The organism is Xanthomonas euroxanthea, from assembly GCF_900476395.1.
Classification (GTDB): Bacteria; Pseudomonadota; Gammaproteobacteria; order Xanthomonadales; family Xanthomonadaceae; genus Xanthomonas; species Xanthomonas euroxanthea.
Window position 1 is genome coordinate 122,920 of the sequence record NZ_UIHB01000003.1, and the last position, 19,679, is coordinate 142,598.

Below are 19,679 nucleotides of genomic sequence, written 5' to 3' on the forward strand. Positions count from 1 at the left end.
CCCCGATGAACGCCCGGCGCATCATGGAGTTGCTGCGCAACGGCCTGGGCGCGCCACTGGCCCTGATGGCCATGCTGGCCATGCTGATGGTGCCGCTGGCCGCACCGGTGCTGGATGCCCTGTTCACCTTCAACATCGCCATCTCGCTGATGGTGCTGCTGGCGGTGGTGTACGTGCAGCGCCCGCTGGAATTCACCATTTTCCCGATCGTGTTGTTGATGACCACGATGCTGCGGCTGGCGCTGAATGTGGCCTCCAGCCGCGTGATCCTGATCAACGGCCAGGACGGCCATGCCGCGGCCGGCAAGGTGATCGAGGCGTTCGGCCAGTTCGTCATCGGCGGCAACTACGCCGTGGGCATCGTGGTGTTCGCGATCCTGACCATCATCAACTTCGTGGTCATCACCAAGGGTGCCGGGCGCGTGTCGGAAGTGACCGCCCGCTTCATCCTGGACGCCATGCCCGGCAAGCAGATGGCCATCGACGCCGACCTCAACGCCGGTTTGCTGACGCGCGAGGAAGCCAAGGCCCGCCGCGAGGAAGTCCGCGAGGAAGCCGACTTCTACGGTGCGATGGACGGTGCCAACAAGTTCATCCGCGGCGACGCCATCGCCGCCATCCTGATCCTGTTCATCAACCTGGTCGGCGGCATGGCCGTGGGCATGTTCCAGCACGGCATGAGCTTTGTGGATGCCGCCTCCACCTACACCCTGCTGTCGATCGGCGACGGCCTGGTGGCACAGCTGCCGGCCCTGCTGGTGTCGTCCTCGGTGGCCCTGCTGGTGACCCGCGCCTCGCGCGCGCAGGACATGCGCGGCGCCATGATCAGCCAGGTGTTCGGCCAGCACCGCGCCCTCGCGGTGGCTGCGGCCATCCTGGGCCTGGTCGGCCTGGTGCCGGGCATGCCCAACGTCGCGTTTTTGACGCTGGGCCTGATCCTGGGCGTGATCGCCTGGAAAATGTACAAGCGCAGCCTGGTCATCCCGCCGACCGGCGACCCGGCCACCGACCCCAAGGCCGCCGCGGCGGCCACCGCCGCCCAGGCCAGCTCCGAGCTGAGCTGGGACGAGCTGCGCCCGATCGACCCGCTGGGCCTGGAGGTGGGCTACCGGCTGATTCCGCTGGTGGACAAGAACCAGGGCGGCGAACTGATGGCGCGCATCAAGGGCGTGCGCCGCAAGCTCACCCAGGACATCGGCTTCCTGGTGCCGCCGGTGCATATCCGCGACAACCTGGAGCTGTCGGCCAACGCGTATCGGCTGCTGGTGCACGGCGTGCCGGTGGCCACCGCGGAAATCTATCCCGACCGCGAACTGGCGCTGGACCCGGGCGGTGCGCTCGGCCAGCTCGACGGCATTCCCGGCAAGGACCCGGCGTTCGGCCTGGATGCCACCTGGATCCAGCCGCATCAACGCGCCTATGCCGAATCGATGGGCTACACCGTGGTCGACCCGGCCACCGTGGTCGCCACCCATCTGTCGCACCTGATCCGCGAACACGCCCCGGAACTGCTCGGCCACGAGGAAGTGCAGCAGTTGCTGGCGACCCTGGCCAAGACCGCGCCGAAGATGGTCGAGGACCTCACGCCGAAGGCGCTGCCGCTGTCGGTGGTGGTGCGCGTGCTGCAGAACCTGCTGATCGAGCGCATCCCGGTGCGCCAGCTGCGCAAGATCGTCGAAGCGCTGGTCGAGCACGCCCCGCACAGCCAGGACCCGACCACGCTCACCGCCGCGGTACGCACCTCGCTGGGCCGCTTCATCGTGCAGGAGATCGCCGGCATGTCGGCCGAGCTGCCGGTCTACACGCTGGCCCCGCAGCTGGAGCGCGTGCTGCAGGAATCCACCCACGGCAACGGCGTGGCGCTGGAACCCGGCCTGGCCGAGCGCCTGCACCAGAGCCTGGCCGACTGCGTCGGCAAGCAGGAAGCCCGCAACGAACCGGCGGTGGTGCTGGTGCCCGGCCAGGTCCGCGCCGCGCTGGCCCGCCTGGTCCGCCACAGCGTCCCGAGCCTGTCGGTGCTGGCCTATAGCGAAGTGCCCGAAGACAAGCGCCTGAAGCTGGTCGGCACGATCAGCTGAGGCGTAGGAGCGCACCCGGGCGCGACGGGCTTTCCCAGGACAGCCCCATCGCGCCCAGGTGCGCTCCTACGACGCGCCGGGTATCCGACGGCACGCCGCAAACCAGGACACCCCTGTAGGAGCGCACCTGGGCGCGACGGGCCTTACCGGGACAGCCCCGTCGCGCCCGGGTGCGCTCCTACGACGCGCCGGGTAGCCGACGGCACGCCGCAAACCAGAACACCCCTGTAGGAGCGCACCTGGGCGCGACCGGCGTTACCGGGACAGCCCGTCGCGCCCGGGTGCGCTCCTACGAAATCGTCAGGCCGTTGTGCCTCCGCCACGCCGACCGGCAATGCGTTCAGACCGACCGCCACACCCGGCGTCGGAAAGCCGCCACCGGTCCGGCCATCCAGTCGATTGCACGCTGCCGGCCGTTTCGAGGCGTTCCGGGCACTGCAGTCCCGGCGCCCGCACCGCCAGCGCATCCGCCCGCACGGGCAATGCCAACACCGTGCCGGCCCGGAGAAAAGTCAATCAATCCATTGACTTGAACCTCCCAATCCGGACCAGACGCACAGCCGCCGCCCCACCCCGACCGACCAGGGTCCCCGCGCCGGAACCCTGGCACCACGTTTTGGCACACCACATGCATTAGCTCTGGCGAGACCGCAGCCAGCGTCACCGCTGCGGGGCGAGAGCAGCACTTGGAACAACCGAACGGGACAGGCACCTCATGACGCTGGCAACGCACCCACATTCATCGCGCACCCGTCCGGCGTCCGGCGGGTCCCGTTCCTGGAGGCACTTGGCATGAAAATCAAACGCTTCGTTGCCCCGGACATGCGCACCGCATTCCGCATGGTGCGTGAAGAACACGGCCCGGACGCCGTGATCCTGTCCAATCGCCGTACCGCCGAAGGCATCGAGATCGTCGCTGCCAGCAACTACGACGAAGAACTGGTGCAGCGCGCCCTGGAAACCGCCCGCTCCGAGACGCCGGCGGTTGCCGCCGCGCCGATCCCGTCGGCACCTGCCCAGCAGGCCCCGGCCCCGCAAGCCGCGGCCGCGCCGGTCCACGCACCGCTCGCGCCGGCTGCCGATGCCGGTACGAGCCAGCGCCAGCGCGTTGCCAGCGCCGCCGAAGACATGATCGCCGCGATGGCGCTGCGCCAGCCGGTCAACGTGCCGCGTCAGGCCCCGGTCGCCGCACCGGTCCGTACCGCCGCCGTCCCCTCGCCCGCCGCCCAGGCCCTGGCCCGCGCCGTTGCGGTGTCCGCCGCGCCGCGCCAGGAGCACGCGTTGTCGGCGGTGCCGGAACAACTGTTCGCCGACTTCCTGACCACCGCCCCGGTGCAGCGCGCCGCCGTGCAGGCCGCCCCGGTGCAGGCGCCGACGCCGATCATGGCCGCCGCCGCCGCCCCTGTGCAGGCCGGCTACGACCAGGACGAAGACGCGCTGGCTGACGACGCCGACTTCGACCTGGACGCGCTGCCGCAGATCCTGCCGCCGGCCGCGTTGCCGCCGCTGGTGGCCGCCCCGCCGGCGCTGGCCGCGGTGCCGGCCGCTGCCGTCCCGGCGCCGCAGAACGACGAAGAACTCAAGCAGTTGCGCGGCGAGCTGGCGCTGATGCGGCAGATGATCGAGCGCGAAATGAACCGCCTCACCGACGAGCGCCTGCGCGGCTCACCGGTGCGTGCGCAGGCCCTGGAGCTGATGGACGACTATGGCTTCGACGCCGGCCTGATCCGCGATGTGGCGCTGCAGATCCCGGCCGATACCGAATTGCACCGCGGCCGCGGGCTGATGCTGGGCCTGCTGTCCAAGCGCCTGCCGGTGGCCCCGGTCGACCCGCTGGAACGCGGCGGCGTGATCGCCCTGGTCGGCCCGACCGGTGCCGGCAAGACCACCACCATCGCCAAGCTGGCGCAGCGCTTCGCCGCCCAGCACGCCCCGCGCGACGTGGCCCTGGTCACCACCGACACCCAGCGCGTCGGCGGCCGCGAGCAGCTGCACAGCTACGGCCGTCAGCTCGGCATCGCCGTGCACGAGGCCGACAGCGCCGAGAGCCTGCTGGAACTGCTCGAGCGCCTGCGCGACTACAAGCTGGTGCTGATCGACACCGCCGGCATGGGCCAGCGCGACCGCGCCCTGGCCGCGCAGCTGAACTGGCTGCGCGCCGCGCACCAGGTCACCTCGCTGCTGGTGCTACCTGCCAACGCGCACTTTTCCGACCTCGACGAGGTCGTGCGCCGCTTCGCCCACGCCAAGCCCCAGGGCGTGGTGCTGACCAAACTTGACGAGACCGGCCGCTTCGGTAGTGCGCTGTCGGTCGTCGTCGATCACCAAATGCCCATCACCTGGGTGACTGACGGACAGCGGGTCCCCGACGACCTGCACCGCGCCAATGCCGCCAGTCTCGTTCTTCGCCTTGAAGATTTGCGGCGCGCTGCCGATAAGCCCTGTACTCCGGAGCACAACCATGCAGTCGCGTGAATACGCCAAGCTGACCAACGCCTTCCCCCTGTCGGCGACCCGTCCCGAGCCTTTGGGCCCGGTGCGCACCATTGCCGTGACCGGTGGCAAGGGCGGCGTGGGCAAAACCAACATCTCCGCCAACCTGGCCGTGGCGCTGGCCGACATGGGCAAGCGCACCCTGCTGCTGGACGCCGACCTGGGCCTGGCAAACCTGGACGTGGTGCTGGGCCTGTCGCCCAAGTACACCCTGGCCGACCTGATCGCCGGCCGCTGCACGCTGGACGAGGTGATCATCGAAGGCCCCGGCGGCGTGCTGGTGGTCCCGGCCGCCTCCGGTCGCCGCCACATGGCCGAACTGGCCCCGGCCCAGCACATCGGCCTGGTCAACGTGTTCTCCGAACTGGAGCGCGACCTGGACGTGATGGTCATCGACACCGCCGCCGGCATCACCGACAGCGTGCTGACCTTCTGCCAGGCCGCCCAGGACACCGTGGTGGTGGTCTGCGACGAGCCGGCCTCGATCACCGACGCCTACGCGCTGATCAAGGTGCTCTCGCGCGAACGCGGCGTAGACCGTCTGCAGATCATCGCCAACATGGTGCGCGACCCCAACGAAGGCCGCCTGCTGTACGACAAGCTGTCGCGGGTCTGCGAAAAATTCCTCGGCGACGTGTCGCTGAACTACCTCGGCCACGTGCCGCAGGACGACTGGTTGCGCCTGTCGGTACAGCGCCAGCAACCGGTCATCAAGGCCTACCCCGCCAGTCCGTCGGCGCAGGCCATTGCAGAAATCGCTCGCCGTACCTCGCGCTGGCAGGCCCCGACCGTGTCCCGCGGCAACGTCGAATTCTTCGTCGAACGCATCATCCAACGGGGAGTGGCCGCATGAGCACCGCTACCGCAACCACGGCCACCGCGCAGTACCGTGCCGTGCAGCGCAACAACGCCAATGACATCGTCACCCAGCACGCCGACCTGGTGCGCCGCATCGCCCACCATCTGGCCGCGCGCCTGCCGGCGAGCGTGGAAGTGGACGACCTGATCCAGGCCGGCATGATCGGCCTGATCGAAGCCTCGCGCAGCTACGATTCCGAGCAGGGCGCCTCGTTCGAGACCTACGCCTCGATCCGCATCCGCGGCTCGATGATCGACGAGATCCGCCGTGGCGACTGGGTACCGCGCTCGGTGCACCGCCGCGCACGCGATGCCGCCGCGGCCGTGCGCAAGATCGAGCAGCACACCGGCCGCGCCGCCGCCGCCACCGAGGTGGCCGCCGCGATGGAGATGCCGCTGCCGGACTACCTGCGTCTGATGGAAGATGCCGCCCGCGGCCAGGTGCTGAGCCTGGAGTCGCGGATCGAGGATCACGGCGAGCTGGACACCACCGCCAAGGGCGGCCCCAATCCGCAGCAGATGATGGAGCGCGGCGAGTTCGGCCGCGAGCTGGGCAAGGCCATCGGCCAGTTGCCCGAGCGCGAGCAGCTGGTGCTGTCGCTGTACTACGAACAGGAATTGAACCTGAAAGAAATCGGCGCCGTGCTCGGTGTCAGCGAATCGCGCGTGTGCCAGATCCATGGCCAGGCGGTGGTGCGTCTGCGCGGCCGCCTCAAGGTCTTCGAACTGGCCGATGCCGGTGTCGAAATCGACGAATGATTTTTTCGCGTATTTTTTAGTGTTAGGAGCTTGATGTGAACAAGAACATGCGGATTTTGATCGTGGACGACTTCTCGACGATGCGGCGCATCGTCAAGAATCTGTTGGGCGATCTTGGCTTCACCAATACCGCAGAGGCCGAAGACGGCAACAGCGCATTGGCAGCGTTGCGGGCCGGCCCGTTCGATTTCGTGGTCACCGACTGGAACATGCCCGGCATGACCGGCATCGACCTGCTGCGCAACATCCGCGCCGACGCCAAGCTCAAGCACCTGCCGGTGATGATGGTGACCGCCGAAGCCAAGCGCGAGCAGATCATCGAAGCGGCCCAGTGCGGCGTGAACGGCTACATCATCAAGCCGTTCACCGCGCAGACGCTGGAAGAGAAGCTGGGCAAGGTGTTCGAACGTCTGGCGGCGACCGCCTGATGAACGCCACCGTGGACACCAATGCCGAACGCGCCGCGTTGATCGACCGCCTGCAGGGCGCGCTCGATGCACTGGAAAGCGGTGACGAAGCTGCGTGGAAGCGCGAGGTCGACCACCTCGCCGCCCTGCGCACGCGCCCGATGATGCAGGGCCTGAGCCGGCTTGCACGCGAACTCGGCCAGGCGCTGGGCGAGTTGCCCACCGTGCCCGAGGAAGCCGGCGAGCTGGACGATGCGTGTTCGCGCCTGGACCACGTGGTGGAGATGACCGAGAAGGCCAGCCATCGCACGCTGGATCTGGTCGAGGAATGCCGCGAGCTGGCCAACCAGCTACGCGACGGTGGGCTCAATCAGGACCAGGGCGCGCTGATGGACAAGATGCGCCACAACCTGACCGAGCTGTCGCTGGCGCAGAGCTACCAGGACCTGAGCGGGCAGATCATCCGTCGCGTGGCCGGCATCGTCCGGCGCGTGCACGAGGGTTTCGGTGCGCTCGGCCTACCGCCGAAGAATCCAGAGCCGAAGAAAGACGACGGCGGTCTTGCCGGTCCTGCAGTCAAGGGCCTGGACCGTCACGCGGTGTCGCAGGACGACGCCGATGACCTGCTGTCCGGATTGGGGCTGTAACCATGAGTGCTGTTCCAGACGATATTGCTGCCGATTTCATCGTCGAGGCCCAGGAAATCCTGGATCGCCTCGGCGAACAGCTGGTGTCGCTGGAACAGGCACCTGACGAAGCCGACCAGCTGAACGCGGTGTTCCGTGGCTTCCACACGCTCAAGGGCGGCGCCGGCTTTCTGGCGATCAAGCCGATGGTCGAGCTCTGCCACGCCGCCGAGGAAACCCTGGGCATGGCGCGCTCCGGCCAGGCGGTGTTGCAGGCGCATCACTTCGATGCCGCGCAGCAGTCGCTGGATTACCTGCAGGCCATGCTGGATGCAATGGGCTCGGGCGAAGCCGTGCCGCATGCACCGGCCTCGCTGATTGCGCAGTTCGATGCCAAGAGCGGCCCGCCGGCGGTCAAGGCCGCGCCCAAGGCCGCCGCCGCAGCGCCCGCACCCGACGACGCACATGGCGCCGCTGCGCCCGGCGCCAAGGCCGCGCCCAAGGCGGCGGCCAAGGGAGCCGACGCCGAGCAGACCGTGCGCGTGGACACCAAGCGCCTGGATGCCATCGTCAACCTGATCGGCGAACTGGTGCTGTCGCGCAATCGCCTCAAGACCCTGCGCACCCGCCTGCGCGACGAGGAACTGGACCGCGCGGTCAGCACGCTGGACATCGCCACCGCACGCCTGCAGACCGCGGTGATGCGCACCCGCATGCAACCGGTCAGCAAGGTGTTCTCGCGCTTTCCCAAGGTGGCCCGCGATGTCGCGCGCACCTTGTCCAAGGAAGTGGAGCTGGAGCTGATCGGCGCCGAGACGGAACTGGACCGCAACCTGGTCGAGGCCCTGGCCGACCCGCTGGTGCACCTGGTGCGCAATGCGATCGACCACGGCATCGAATCGCCGGCCCTGCGCGAAGCCACCGGCAAGCCGCGTAGCGGCCATGTGCGGTTGTCCGCGCAGCAGGAAGGCGACTACGTCAGCATCGAGATCCAGGACGACGGCGCCGGCATCGACCCCGAGCGCCTGCGCGAGATCGCCCGCAACAAGGGCCTGATCGACGCCGAAGCAGCCGCCCGCCTGAGCACCGACGAGTGCCTGCATCTGATCTTCATGCCGGGCTTTTCGACCAAGGCCGAGGTCACCGACATCTCCGGCCGTGGCGTGGGCATGGACGTGGTGCAATCGCGCATCCGCGAACTCAGCGGGCAGATCCAGATCCAGTCCGAACTGGGCCGCGGCAGCCGCTTCATGATCCGCGTGCCGCTGACCCTGGCGATCCTGCCGACCCTGCTGGTGCAGGCCGGCGAAGCGGTCTATGCGCTGCCGCTGGCCCGCGTGGTCGAGGTGCTGCACGCACCGCAGACCTCGCTGGGCTGGTTCGACGGCCGCGCCGTGCTGGATCGCCGCTCGCACACCCTGCCGCTGATCGACCTGCGCCGCTGGCTGGGCGTGCCGGCCGAGCAACCGCCGCTGCTGACCGTGGTGCTGCTGCAGGCCGGCGAAACCCGCTTCGGCCTGGTGGTGGACCAGGTCCGCGGCCGCGAGGAAGTGGTGATCAAGCCCCTGCCCCGCGCCCTGCGCGGCCTGCCCGGCTACGCCGGCGCCACCCTGATCGGCGACGGCCGCATGGCGCTGATCCTGGATGTGGATGGGCTGCGTTCCAGCGATCATTGAAGTATCGCGGTAGTGCGGCCAACGCAGCCCAGGCCGACTGTGGAAGATTTAAACGACCAGCGTGTGCAAACAGGGCCACGATGGCCGAGCGCGCTGCCTTCAGACGTTTCGTCCGGGCCGCTCAGTCATCCATCCGGGAGTCAAGGGTACGGGTAAGCCCCATACCACCAACAGCTCCCGGATGGATGGTGTTTCCGTCACGTAAGCTCGGCATGCTTGACGCTCACGCTGATCCGCTGCCAATACGGACCGTCACTGCGCGAGCAAGACCACATCCGGAAGCTTGCTCATCAACAGCTCTCAGATCGGGGTATAAAGGCAAATTTGGCGTTCGAACTCAGGCAGGTAGCCATCCACCGTTTGGCCTGCCCCATTGAACGTGCATAAGGTAAACCTTCCCCACTTGCCAGAGAAATCCGACGCAGTGAAGTGTGGTGGACAGGCTGCGAACTGTCCGGCGACACGATAGGTTTTGGCCGAGATCATCTTGATCCGCCCCATTCGCTCACCGACCCAATTGGCGGCCCGGCCCTCAAAGCCATGATCCGGTTGACAGGTCACCGACTCGGACCGCTCGTGGCATGCCGACCAGCTTTTACCGCCCCCGCCGCTTAGGGAAAACGCGCCCCAGACCGGTGGAATGGGCGGCTCCCAACTTGCGCCGATGTTAAAGGACTGCTCCACACACTGGCTCGTACCCGAGGTTTCCTGCCCTTGGATGCATGCACCACCACCTCCTCTTGGGCAGGCGATGGCATTGGTGGACTTGTTGACATAGTAGGCCTTCTGCTGGTGCCCGAGCCATTGCTGAAAATTGTCTTTTATGGTCTGTGCCTGCGCAGAACCGATTGACACAAGTGACAGCGCCACAATCGCCAACATGTTTCGAAATCGTAGGCGCCGACCAGATTGGTGATGCTCAAACATAAATATGCTCCAAAAGAGGCGGAAGGATTGTTCTGAAATATCGCAAATCGCGCTGCGCGCCCAATTCAAACGCATGAGCGGAATAATTACTGCAATAATCACTTCAAAGGCAGATGCATCAGATGTAAAAATGTTTAAAACGCACTTCCCTGCCGATAACAAACCAATACCCCGGGACGCATCCGGCTATACGGACCCGCTCCACTGCATCGGCAACTCCGGAGTAGGACGCCGATTGTCGGTCATCGGTATTACCGGTTCGAACAGGTGATCAGGGTCCCTGCGAAACAACAGCGTTGTAGTGCGCCACTGCGGCTGCTGGAAGAGACCCTCGCGCGACGGCGGACGCAAGTGCTGACCTTAGTGCTGGCGTCAGCTCTACATCGCCGCTGGAGACCGAATAAAGCGTCTGATCGACCATCCACGGGTTGGCTCCATCTTTCCTGATGAAGCCGGCGGCGAGATTTGCGGCATCTTCGGGTGAGGAGAGTTGATAGATTTTTTGCGCTGCGATCCCGCGCACTGATTTATCCTGATCGTTGGATACAAGAGAACTCATTTGCGATACGGCTGCTTTGCGCAATTGCGCAGCGTCCAGCGAATCATCCTTTTCCAGCGTGCCGATGAGGTTCAACGATGCGACAGCAGTCCCGCTCCCAATGCCATGCGTACTGAGGCCGGCAATGGCATCGACGATAACCGGCTTGGGGGCCTGGCCCGGAAAGCCCGAATAGGTTTCGTACATGTGCTGGTATGACTCCTTGTCCTTGCTGTCCCATATCCGCTTGGCCTCGTCCAGCATGACTGCACGACCTACAGGCCCAACTGCGAGCATGTTCCGCATGATGTCGCGCCGCATCGCCTTGTCGGCCGGGATTTGACGGTAATACTCAGAGACCGCCTTGCGGGTGTTCTTATCGCTTTCGAGCGCCAATGCAAGCCGATAGGCAAATGCGTCCCGCTCTGCCAGCGTCATTGTCCGATCCGAGTAGAGCCTTGAAAAAAACCCATTGAGATGTGACACGACATTGCCCGCCGTGAAAGATTGATCGCTCGCTGAAAGTTCTGAAAAATCAGATGCATCCCATTGCCCATTGGCGTTGCCATTAGGAGAAATGCTTTTAACCATTGGACGATCCTCACCGGAGGATCTTGCAACTCCAGGCATGGTCGATCCGCTGGTTTGCGCGCCATGCGCAACATAGAGAGCAGCTGCGGCAAACAGCCCCGCAATGACAACCAAAATAAAGACCGACCTCGTTGAACCAGACATCAATTCACCCTCCTGCTCTCGATTCAAGACTGACTATGGACGCCAAATTCCACCAAGTCGCGATAATATACCTAGTTATCAATTCACTCGCACCAGCATCTATACACATGTAAATATCCAGATTTAGATCCAACCCCCTCCGGGCATTTAAGGTAAGCGACTGCCTTTAAGCTTTTATGTCGCGCGGTGACAAAAAAACAAAATCATTCCAAAATTATTTTGATAAAACAGGAAAATAATATTCCAAGTTTCTTGCCGGAACAGGCTATTGGCAAATCGAATTGCCCGCCCTGCGGGATGCCACTAACAGGCGGTGTTCGCCTGTCCGCGCGGCAGGAATGCGACTACGTCAGTATCAAAATCTAGGACGACGGCGCCGGCGTCGATCCCGAGCGTCTGCGCGAGATCGCCCGCAACAAGGGCTTGATCGACGCCGAGGCCGCCGCCTGAGCACCGACGAGTGCCTGCATCTGATCTTCATGCCGGGCTTCTCGACCAAGGCGGAGGTCACCGACATCTCCGGCCGTGGCGTGGGCATGGACGTGGTGCAATCGCGCATCCGCGAACTCAGCGGGCAGATCCAGATCCAGTCCGAACTGGGCCGCGGCAGCCGCTTAATGATCCGCGTGCCGCTGACCCTGGCGATCCTGCCGACCCTGCTGGTGCAGGCCGGCGAAGCGGTCTATGCGCTGCCGCTGGCGCGCGTGGTCGAGGTGCTGCACGCCCCGCAGACCTCGCTGGGCTGGTTCGACGGCCGCGCCGTGCTGGACCGCCGCTCGCACACATTGCCGCTGATCGACCTGCGTCGCTGGCTGGGCGTGCCCGCCGAACAACCGCCGCTGCTGACGGTGGTTGTTGCTGCAGGCCGGCGAAACCCGCTTCGGCCTGGTGGTGGACCAGGTGCGCGGCCGCGAGGAAGTGGTGATCAAGCCCCTGCCCCGTGCCCTGCGCGGCCTGCCCGGCTACGCCGGCGCCACCCTGATCGGCGATGGCCGCATGGCGCTGATCCTGGATGTGGATGGATTGCGCTCCAGCGATCATTGACGTTGGGGATTCGGGATTCGGGATTGGGAGAATCGGGAATCGGGAATCGGGAATCGTCAAGACGATCCTGGTTGCCTGATCTAACGACAACGGCCGCGTACTGCGGCCGTTGTCGTTATCTCGTTGCGAAACACTCAGCGCGTCATCGACGGACCAGCCTGGCTGACGGATTGCTGGGACTGCTCCAGCGCCTGCTGCTGTTCGCGCGCCTGAGCCTGAGTCTGGTTGATTACCTGCAGGCGATCGAACGACTGGGTCTCTGGTGTCTGCACGGCGTCCATGGTCGACATATGGGCACGCTGGTGAGCCGGGTCGTTGAGGGCGCCCTGAACGACGAAGACCTTCTCGCCGCCCGCCAGCTGAGCCGTTGGGTTGTTGAGCACCACATGATCCACCCGCGACAACCCTTCCTCTTTTGCCAGCGACAGCAAGCTGGCCGTCATGCGCTGGCTCGATGCATCCCACTCCCTGCCATGCTGGGCATCGAGCTTTTGCACCCCATCCCTAATTTGCTGGTAAAGCGAGTGATCCGCGTGGCCAGGGTCTGATGGAAGGAGCTGAGCTGATGAGCCTGGCAGCTGGGGATCGCGTTCCCGCAGTTCCTGTTCCAGTTCGCGTGCAGTGATGGGCGAGACGTGCAGGTGCGTATTCTTGCTGTGCTGGAACAAGCCGGGCGTCGGTGGCTGCGTGCTGCTGTCGAGGTAAGGCATGGGGCGGGTATTGCTGCCCAGGTCGATGCCGTTGCGCTCCAGGATCTCTTCCTTCAATCCCAAGCGCTGCATGTCCAGGATCATCGGCTGTTCCGGGTCTCCTGGCTTTGGCTTGTTGTAGTGGCGCTCGTAGATGGCAGCCGTTCCAACCACCCACGGGCCGTAGTGGTTGGCGTAGTCGGACTGACCCGTATAGCCGATGCGAGTGCTCTTGGCATCCTTGTCGAAGAAGTTTGCACCCATTGCCTCGACGTTGGCAGGAGTGACGGGCATCGTCATATCTGCGTTCAAGGTAAGGTTGGACTTGAGGGCGTAATTGAATCGCGGCATTCCGCCAGTTCGATCAATGAAGTCGTGCATACGGCCGGGTGCTTCCCGAAAGATATCTTCCAGGGAGGCATCCGGCTTTGCTTGCTTTACCCTACTGACGGTTGCATTCCAGCCTGCAATTTCTGCGCTTGCTTCATCTACACGGTTGCTTGATAAAACCTTCTCCGCTGCGTCCGAATAATCGTGCGTTGTCTTGGCTATCTGCACCGCTGCGGTTTCGAACGCCTTACGGGAAGCAGCTGCAGTTGGGCTGTACATGGCGTGCTGTAGTTCATGCCCCAGCACAAACGTCATGTCACCGGAATCAAGCAACTTTCCGCCAGGCCCATTGGAAAGCCTGGACAGCGGCAGCCGGATGGAATTCTCATCCGGCGTAAACGTCCCGCCTGCATTCGGATCAGTCAGAGGTTTTAGACTGAGTACGCTTTGCTTGGCAACCGCATCATTGAATTGGTCAAGCAGAACCGGCGATGCGGCAAGCACACCCTGTAGATTGATGACATGTTCGGGGGTGACGCCTAGCTGGCGGCCGAAGTCATCAACAATGGCTTGCGCCTGTGGACTCAAAGGCATGGCCGTTCCTTGGGTTAACGGATGTAGATCCATTCAACGCAGTGGTGCTCCACCCGCTCCTGCGGTGCATCGGCCTCACCTCGTGGAAACACCTCCACCCGCATGCCTGGGCGGCTGAAGAAGTCACTCATCCATCGCCCGTCTTCCACCATGTTGCGTTGGCGTACAAACCCGATGTTTTCCAGCTTCTTGGTAAACGTATCGAAATCGATCCCGCAGATCTCCGTCATGGACGGGGAAGCACCCGCTTGCGCTGGAATAAAAGTGAACTCGAACCAACGCCCCGCAGTAGGCGTCTGATCCATCCCAAAGCTGTAACCCCACTCATTGGTAAGCGGAGCACTGGCGCCATAACGCTTGGGATCAGCTGCCGCACGCGTCACCGGAACCCCCATTTTGGACTGCAGGTAGTCGGGTGTCAGATCGTCCAGTCCGTGAATTGCTTGAATCAATGCAAGCATGCGGGTGAGCGCATCCTCTGCCGTTCGTATCGGCCCGCTGGGTTCGCTGCCAACAGGAGTGACTTTGGATTCGGCTGAGGAATTCATGGCGGATGTCTCCGTGACGGTTGCCGGAGCTGCGCCGCCCGCCGCGTGGGCGCAAGCTCCCAGAGCCAGGGTGGCGAGCAAGGCGTAGAGGGGGCGCGCGATCATGAAGCGTCCGTTGTGCGCTGGTGTGGCGGGGACGCTAGTGGCATCCGGCACCGAGGTCAATCGCAAGGGGTCTGGCAGCCGCAGCATCATCGCCGCACGCTGCGCGCCTTGGCCGGCACCTCCACCGGCAGCAACACCTCCATCAGCAGCTGCCCCGCGCTGGCGGTGATGCGTAGCTTGGTGCCGATGGCAAAGCCCAGTTGTTCCAGCCATAGGCCGCTGAGGCGGACGTGGGGCACGTGCTGGTCGCCGGCGTGGTCGTGGGCACCGGGGTAATGGGTGTAGCTGACGGTGCATTGGCGCGGGCGGCGGGCGCGGCGGGGTGCGCGCAGCGTGCCGGGGCCTTGCGGAGAGGCGTCCGGGTCGGGTGGCAGCATCGGTGGCAGCTTGGTGCGTTCGGGCTCCACAACCACCCACTGCACCCGCTTGGGCGGCGTGGGGCGCGTGCGGGTGCGGGCGGGTCGTGCGCTGGCAGATGCCGTAGGTGGGCGGCGGCGTGTCATGGCGCCTCCGGGTGGTGGTTGGTGGATGCGGCGACGCGCTGCTGCAACGCCACGGCCCTGCGTGCGAACCGGTCACGCGAGTTGTGCGGCAACACAGCGAGCTGGCGACTCAGCGGATGCGCGGGATGGGCGCTCGCCTGCTCAACAGCCGCGCGCGCGTCGAGCCGGCGCAGCACCTCGACCACATCCCACCGCAGGCGGTGAGCGGAAGCTGGCAACAGATCAACCGGCACAGATGCCGGCATGGATGATGCGGTAGACATGGCAACGCCCTCCTGGAACAACCCAAGAACCGCCGCCAACGGCGACGGGATGTCGGGAGGTTCGAAACCGCTAGTAGCCGGCGGGCGTATTCCCCTTGCGGGTGTTGTATTAGCCGCCCTCCCGACACAGGCATTGCGTCGGCTTGTACCTGCGGAATGCAGGCACAAAAAACCCACCGGTTTGACGGAGGTGGGTACCGCTACTAGAGGAGTTTCGACGCTCCTTGGGCCTAGATTGCAAGCACACGGTCTGGCGTGTCAATACACGCTGTCGGGTCTCGCGCGGCTGCGTGCGCCGCTGGCGCAGTTCCATACGAGCCACGCAAGCCGAGCGCCGTTGCCTGATAAGTGCTCCTGACCCCATCACGGTCGAGGCCATGCTGCGTGGAAGTGAACCTGGAACCGTTACTTCTCGCCAAGGATCGCCCACTGTTCGTCGGTGAAGATGGCGATTTGCTGACCAGGTCAGGCTTCAACACCTCTTGGCAGCGCCTGATGAAGAACTCTATTGCGGACCAGGTGATTACCGTTGCAGAACGGTTTGCGATGCATGGACTCAAGCACCGCGGCGTCACCGATACAAAGGGCGACAAAAAGCTAGCGAGCGGTCACAGAACAGACGCAATGGTTCATGTTTATAACCACGAACTTGCTCACGTTGAGCCCGCCGACGACAATTGACTGACAAATGCTCATTAAAACGTGACAAACTGGCCCGTACGCTTGGCTAGTGACTATTCCACCCTTACATACACGCCCGTAATCTGAGCACATAGATGAACGTTGTCGATTCAAACGCAATTGTAGAGTTCGCAGAGGCCGCGTTGGCGGCCGACTACACAAGGCTCCGCAGGGTGGGTCAGAGACTCGCTCGGGAGCTAGACGCCTGCGATGTAGAGGGAGCGCGCCGTCTACGCTCAGCACTAAGCAAGAAGGGTGTGCCACTTCAAGCCTCTGGCTTCACTGAAATGTTGCCGGTAGATGCAAAGTCTCGCCTGCCGTTGGTGGAAGAACATAGTTGGCCCAGCGCACCAACTTTTTTGTCGCAACCTGCTCGGGAGCAGTATGAGAACTTCCTAAGTGATGCCGAAAACTATTCTTTATTAGCAGCAAAGGGTATTGCTTCTCGCTTATCCCTCCTATTATCAGGGCCACCAGGAACTGGCAAAACACTTATCGCCGGCCAAATAGCAGCCCAAATGGGCCGCAAGCTCTACGTCGCCAGGTTAGATTCTGTCATTTCATCCATGCTTGGTGACACGGCCAAAAACATCCGCGCCATCTTCGACTTTGTGGCCGGGAAAAACGCGGTATTGTTTCTTGATGAGTTAGATGCCCTAGCAAAAATGCGTGACGACAGAAATGAACTTGGGGAATTGAAGCGAGTCGTCAACACCGTCATACAAGGCATAGATAGTTTAGATGCAGAGGCCGTGGTAATAGGGGCGACCAATCACCCTCAGATGCTTGATGCTGCAATATGGCGACGATTCTCATATAAAATAAACTTCGGCCTCCCCGACTTTGATCTACGTCAAGCATTATGGGCCTACTTCTTAGGAGATAACGAAGACCTCAGTGGGAACGCGAATATACTCGCCCACCTCTCCGAGGGATTGACTGGAGCAGATATCGAACAGCTCGCTTTAGCGTCAAGACGACGCGCGGTGGTCGAGTCAAAGGAAATCGATTGGATGGCTCTAGCTTTACGTACACTGCAGGAGAACCGTGCAAATAGTGATATGGCGGCAACGAATGCAACAGATGCTCGCAAGCTATTGACCCAAGAACTTGTAAACAGGTTTAGAGCAGCACAATCAGATGTCGCACGCTTTTTGAAAATCAGCAGACAGACAGTCTCCGCCTACCTGAAAGGATGATCAAGTGGCTACTGATATTAGACCCGTACTCAATCCGGTACTCACCCTCAAGCGCGACCCACGTAGAGCGACTGTTACCGGCCGGAGTCCGACTGAGGCACATATAAAAAGCGACCGTCTGGATCAGCAACGCATTGTTTTGGGGGAGCAGTTCGAGGAGATCTCTCGGCGAACTACGGGTATACACGCCGGACGGTCTCTCGTAGCCGTCAAGATGTTTGACGACTCACTAGCACCTTCGCATGAGCCCGACGCTCTATTTCGCGCTGATTTGGGAAGCCAACTTGTTGCTCCCTTTCGTGGTGGCTACCTTGCTGAAGTTGATCTAAACGCATCGGAAGCGATATCGACAATTGTCAAAACAAGTGCGCGTACTGATGTACGTATTGCAATTTCAAGAATTAGCTCTGTAACGTCGCTGGGCGATAGTGACGTTCTGGGTGGCCGAACCACCAACTCCATTTGGGATGCAGCAACCCAGATCGATAGCGGGAGGCTGTTTACTGTTTGGCTAGCACCATTCTTTGAAGCAGAGGCTAGGACTAGCGTTGTCGCATCCATAACTAAGTTGCAAGAAGACAATTTAATAAGCGGGATTAACGATCTTGTCGGCATAACACGCGAACCAGGATCAGACGCTGATCAGCTTCAAATACAAACCGCCAACTCAGCTAACAGCCTTGCCCGAGCAACACGGGAATATCGGCAGAACCCTTTCACACGTTTGAATATTGCTGCTCGCGACGTCAATTCTCTCAATGCATTAATAGCATCCGGGAGCGTTTTCAGAATAGATCCGATTCGTCAGATCCAGGCCACCCAGGCACCCACCGCTCCAGATCCAGAACGACCGATCCCCGACGAGCAATGGCAGCCAATTGTCGGGGTTATAGACGGCGGTTTGTTTGCGAACAGCTATAAACCTATGGTTGCCTGGGAAGCCCCTTCACTAGTTGCGGATGTCTCAGCAAATAGAGCCCATGGAAACCGCATTGCGTCACTCGTAGTACACGGCTCAGCTTGGAACACACATCTAAAAATTCCTGATTTAGTGTGCAGATTGGGCATAGCTCAAGCTATCGCTACTTCGGATCCCGGCAGCCCGGCCAGGCTTGCTTTCCAGAGCTACCTTCGTTCGGTCATCGCACGCCATCATGGGGACACGAAGGTATGGAATTTGTCATTCAATGAACCAGTTGAACCAGGCTCACCTCATGAGATGAGCGTTCTTGGCCATGATATCCATAAGATTGCACGCGAGTATGGAATTTTGCCTGTTATTTCAGTTGGTAACGTAGACCACTGCTCTGAACTGCGTCCATGTCCACCCGCAGACTGTGAAGCAGCTTTAACTGTTGGTGGGCGAATAGCCGAAGCCGATCTACCTGGAACCGCTTGTCCGGCTTGCCTTGGTGGTCCAGGACCCGAGGGATTGATGAAGCCAGAGCTCTCATGGTTTTCCACCCTCAGAGGCTTAGGGGGCAATCAGCTCACCGGCAGCAGCTTTGCCACTGCCCTAGTCTCGAGCCTGGCTGCCCACACATTTCACAATCTCAAAGCCCCAACTCCCGATCTGGTCCGTGCACTTCTAATCAATACCGCAGACAGAAATGCCTATGAGCCAAGGCTCGGCTGGGGATCTCCATGCATGAGCCACGACGTACCTTGGAAATGCAACGATGACTCCGTGACATTATTATGGACCTCGGAGCTCAAGGCTGGTCAGTGGTATTACTGGGAAGACATTCCAATTCCGCCCCAGCTGATCTTCAATGGAAAGCTTAAAGGCCGTGTCTGCTTAACAGCAATCTTGACCCCGAAGGTATCGGAGCTCGGTGCTGCCAACTACTTTTCAACACGACTTCAGGTTGCATTGCAGTACACAACTGCGAAAGGAAAGATGGGCAACCTTGCCGGGTCGATGAAAGAGGATACTGATCCAGAGTTGAAAGCTCGCTCGGAGCATGCGAAGTGGAACCCTGTACGCCACCACGCAGAAAATATTCCCACCGGAAAGTCGTTCAGCGGAACAACTATGCGAGTATGCGCACGCATATTCGCCAGGGATCTATATCAATTTGGCATAACAAACAACATGGAGATCGAAGCTAGCCAAGTTGCCTTCGTACTGACCTTAACTGGCACAACTGGTCAAGACGGATCCATCTATGACTCAGTAGCAACTAGCTTGGGCAACTACGTAGAGAGCGCCGTCAACGACGTTGAAGTCTCGATCCAAACTGAATGATTAACGTTAAGTAGCCGCTGGCGATTACGAAGCGGCTTCTTACATTTGGGATTTTAGGGAGAAATTTAGGGAGTGAGCCTCAGATTAGCCCTCAGCCCTTGCTACTAATGGCGCGCCCGACAGGACTCGAACCTGTAACCGCCGGCTTAGAAGGCCGGTGCTCTATCCGGTTGAGCTACGGGCGCCCGGACCGAACTTCGCATTCCCACGCTGTCAAGAGCTCGGAATGGTCGGGGTAGAGGGATTCGAACCCCCGACATCCTGCTCCCAAAGCAGGCGCGCTACCAGACTGCGCTATACCCCGGCGGGACCTTTCAATCCCGAAGGCTGGAAAGGTCGGCTATTTTGGGCAAATAACGGTTCCAGGTTAACTTCTTT

16 protein-coding genes, 2 tRNA genes and 1 pseudogene are annotated in these 19,679 nt (G+C 62.1%); 11 read left to right on the forward strand and 8 right to left on the reverse strand.

Annotation, left to right across the window (positions count from 1 at the left end; all coding sequences use genetic code 11):
• Positions 1-5: 5 nt before the first annotated feature.
• From flhA to CPBF1521_RS12310, 7 genes are all read left to right on the forward strand, one after another.
• On the forward strand, positions 6-2,078 hold the full coding sequence (gene flhA / locus CPBF1521_RS12280; RefSeq protein ID WP_024937671.1) for a flagellar biosynthesis protein FlhA: 2,073 nt from the start codon (positions 6-8) through the stop codon (positions 2,076-2,078).
• A gap of 792 nt (positions 2,079-2,870) precedes the next feature.
• On the forward strand, positions 2,871-4,553 hold the full coding sequence (gene flhF / locus CPBF1521_RS12285; protein ID WP_115677177.1) for a flagellar biosynthesis GTPase FlhF: 1,683 nt from the start codon (positions 2,871-2,873) through the stop codon (positions 4,551-4,553).
• A complete protein-coding gene (locus CPBF1521_RS12290) occupies positions 4,540-5,424 on the forward strand; it encodes a MinD/ParA family protein (RefSeq protein WP_047125416.1) in 885 nt (294 codons plus the stop codon). Before flhF ends, CPBF1521_RS12290 begins: the two co-directional genes overlap by 14 nt.
• The gene (locus tag CPBF1521_RS12295; RefSeq protein ID WP_047125417.1) at positions 5,421-6,188 is read left to right on the forward strand and encodes an RNA polymerase sigma factor FliA; all 768 of its coding nucleotides are present in this window, start codon (positions 5,421-5,423) and stop codon (positions 6,186-6,188) included. The genes CPBF1521_RS12290 and CPBF1521_RS12295 overlap by 4 nt, the downstream gene beginning before the upstream one ends.
• Before the next feature lie 35 nt (positions 6,189-6,223).
• Complete coding sequence (cheY, locus tag CPBF1521_RS12300; protein ID WP_002813536.1) at positions 6,224-6,616, forward strand: chemotaxis response regulator CheY; 393 nt, start codon at positions 6,224-6,226, stop codon at positions 6,614-6,616.
• On the forward strand, positions 6,616-7,242 hold the full coding sequence (locus CPBF1521_RS12305; RefSeq protein ID WP_104585132.1) for a protein phosphatase CheZ: 627 nt from the start codon (positions 6,616-6,618) through the stop codon (positions 7,240-7,242). Before cheY ends, CPBF1521_RS12305 begins: the two co-directional genes overlap by 1 nt.
• 2 nt (positions 7,243-7,244) lie before the next feature.
• Positions 7,245-8,897: a chemotaxis protein CheA gene (locus CPBF1521_RS12310; protein WP_104585130.1), complete on the forward strand. Its 1,653-nt coding sequence runs from the start codon at positions 7,245-7,247 to the stop codon at positions 8,895-8,897.
• 300 nt (positions 8,898-9,197) lie between these two features.
• On the opposite strand, the gene CPBF1521_RS12315 is transcribed toward CPBF1521_RS12310, so the two are convergent.
• Both CPBF1521_RS12315 and CPBF1521_RS12320 read right to left on the reverse strand, forming a co-directional pair.
• The gene (locus CPBF1521_RS12315; protein WP_147295457.1) at positions 9,198-9,779 is read right to left on the reverse strand and encodes a hypothetical protein; all 582 of its coding nucleotides are present in this window, start codon (positions 9,777-9,779) and stop codon (positions 9,198-9,200) included.
• 316 nt (positions 9,780-10,095) lie between these two features.
• Positions 10,096-11,097 (reverse strand): hypothetical protein, encoded by a 1,002-nt coding sequence (locus CPBF1521_RS12320; protein WP_146099245.1) that lies wholly within the window; start codon positions 11,095-11,097, stop codon positions 10,096-10,098.
• Positions 11,098-11,391: 294 nt separating this feature from the next.
• Between CPBF1521_RS12320 and CPBF1521_RS12325 the strand changes: the two are divergent.
• A pseudogene (locus CPBF1521_RS12325) lies at positions 11,392-12,141 on the forward strand (chemotaxis protein CheA); the annotation flags it as partial.
• A gap of 134 nt (positions 12,142-12,275) precedes the next feature.
• Here CPBF1521_RS12325 and CPBF1521_RS12330 read toward each other — a convergent pair.
• The 4 genes from CPBF1521_RS12330 to CPBF1521_RS21685 form a co-directional block, all read right to left on the reverse strand.
• A complete protein-coding gene (locus CPBF1521_RS12330; RefSeq protein ID WP_047125420.1) occupies positions 12,276-13,754 on the reverse strand; it encodes an XVIPCD domain-containing protein in 1,479 nt (492 codons plus the stop codon).
• Positions 13,755-13,768: 14 nt separating this feature from the next.
• Entirely contained in the window at positions 13,769-14,407 is a 639-nt protein-coding gene (locus CPBF1521_RS12335) for a hypothetical protein (protein WP_115677200.1), read from the reverse strand.
• An 86-nt stretch (positions 14,408-14,493) separates the two neighbouring features.
• On the reverse strand, positions 14,494-14,910 hold the full coding sequence (locus CPBF1521_RS12340; RefSeq protein WP_115677178.1) for a SymE family type I addiction module toxin: 417 nt from the start codon (positions 14,908-14,910) through the stop codon (positions 14,494-14,496).
• Entirely contained in the window at positions 14,907-15,173 is a 267-nt protein-coding gene (locus CPBF1521_RS21685) for a hypothetical protein (RefSeq protein ID WP_235858445.1), read from the reverse strand. Before CPBF1521_RS21685 ends, CPBF1521_RS12340 begins: the two co-directional genes overlap by 4 nt.
• A gap of 384 nt (positions 15,174-15,557) precedes the next feature.
• Here CPBF1521_RS21685 and CPBF1521_RS12355 point away from each other — a divergent pair, with 384 nt between their 5' ends.
• The 3 genes from CPBF1521_RS12355 (at position 15,558) to CPBF1521_RS12365 (ending at position 19,301) form a co-directional block, all read left to right on the forward strand.
• Positions 15,558-15,854, forward strand: a complete 297-nt coding sequence (locus tag CPBF1521_RS12355) for a site-specific integrase (RefSeq protein WP_181901220.1) — start codon at positions 15,558-15,560, stop codon at positions 15,852-15,854.
• A 257-nt stretch (positions 15,855-16,111) separates the two neighbouring features.
• Positions 16,112-17,053, forward strand: coding sequence for an AAA family ATPase (locus tag CPBF1521_RS12360; RefSeq protein ID WP_201798633.1), 942 nt, complete (start codon positions 16,112-16,114; stop codon positions 17,051-17,053).
• Positions 17,054-17,057: 4 nt separating this feature from the next.
• The gene (locus tag CPBF1521_RS12365; protein ID WP_115677181.1) at positions 17,058-19,301 is read left to right on the forward strand and encodes a S8 family peptidase; all 2,244 of its coding nucleotides are present in this window, start codon (positions 17,058-17,060) and stop codon (positions 19,299-19,301) included.
• A 108-nt stretch (positions 19,302-19,409) separates the two neighbouring features.
• On the opposite strand, the gene CPBF1521_RS12370 is transcribed toward CPBF1521_RS12365, so the two are convergent.
• Positions 19,410-19,486: transfer RNA gene (locus CPBF1521_RS12370), tRNA-Arg, on the reverse strand.
• A 42-nt stretch (positions 19,487-19,528) separates the two neighbouring features.
• Positions 19,529-19,605: transfer RNA gene (locus tag CPBF1521_RS12375), tRNA-Pro, on the reverse strand.
• Between the last annotated feature and the right edge of the window lie 74 nt (positions 19,606-19,679).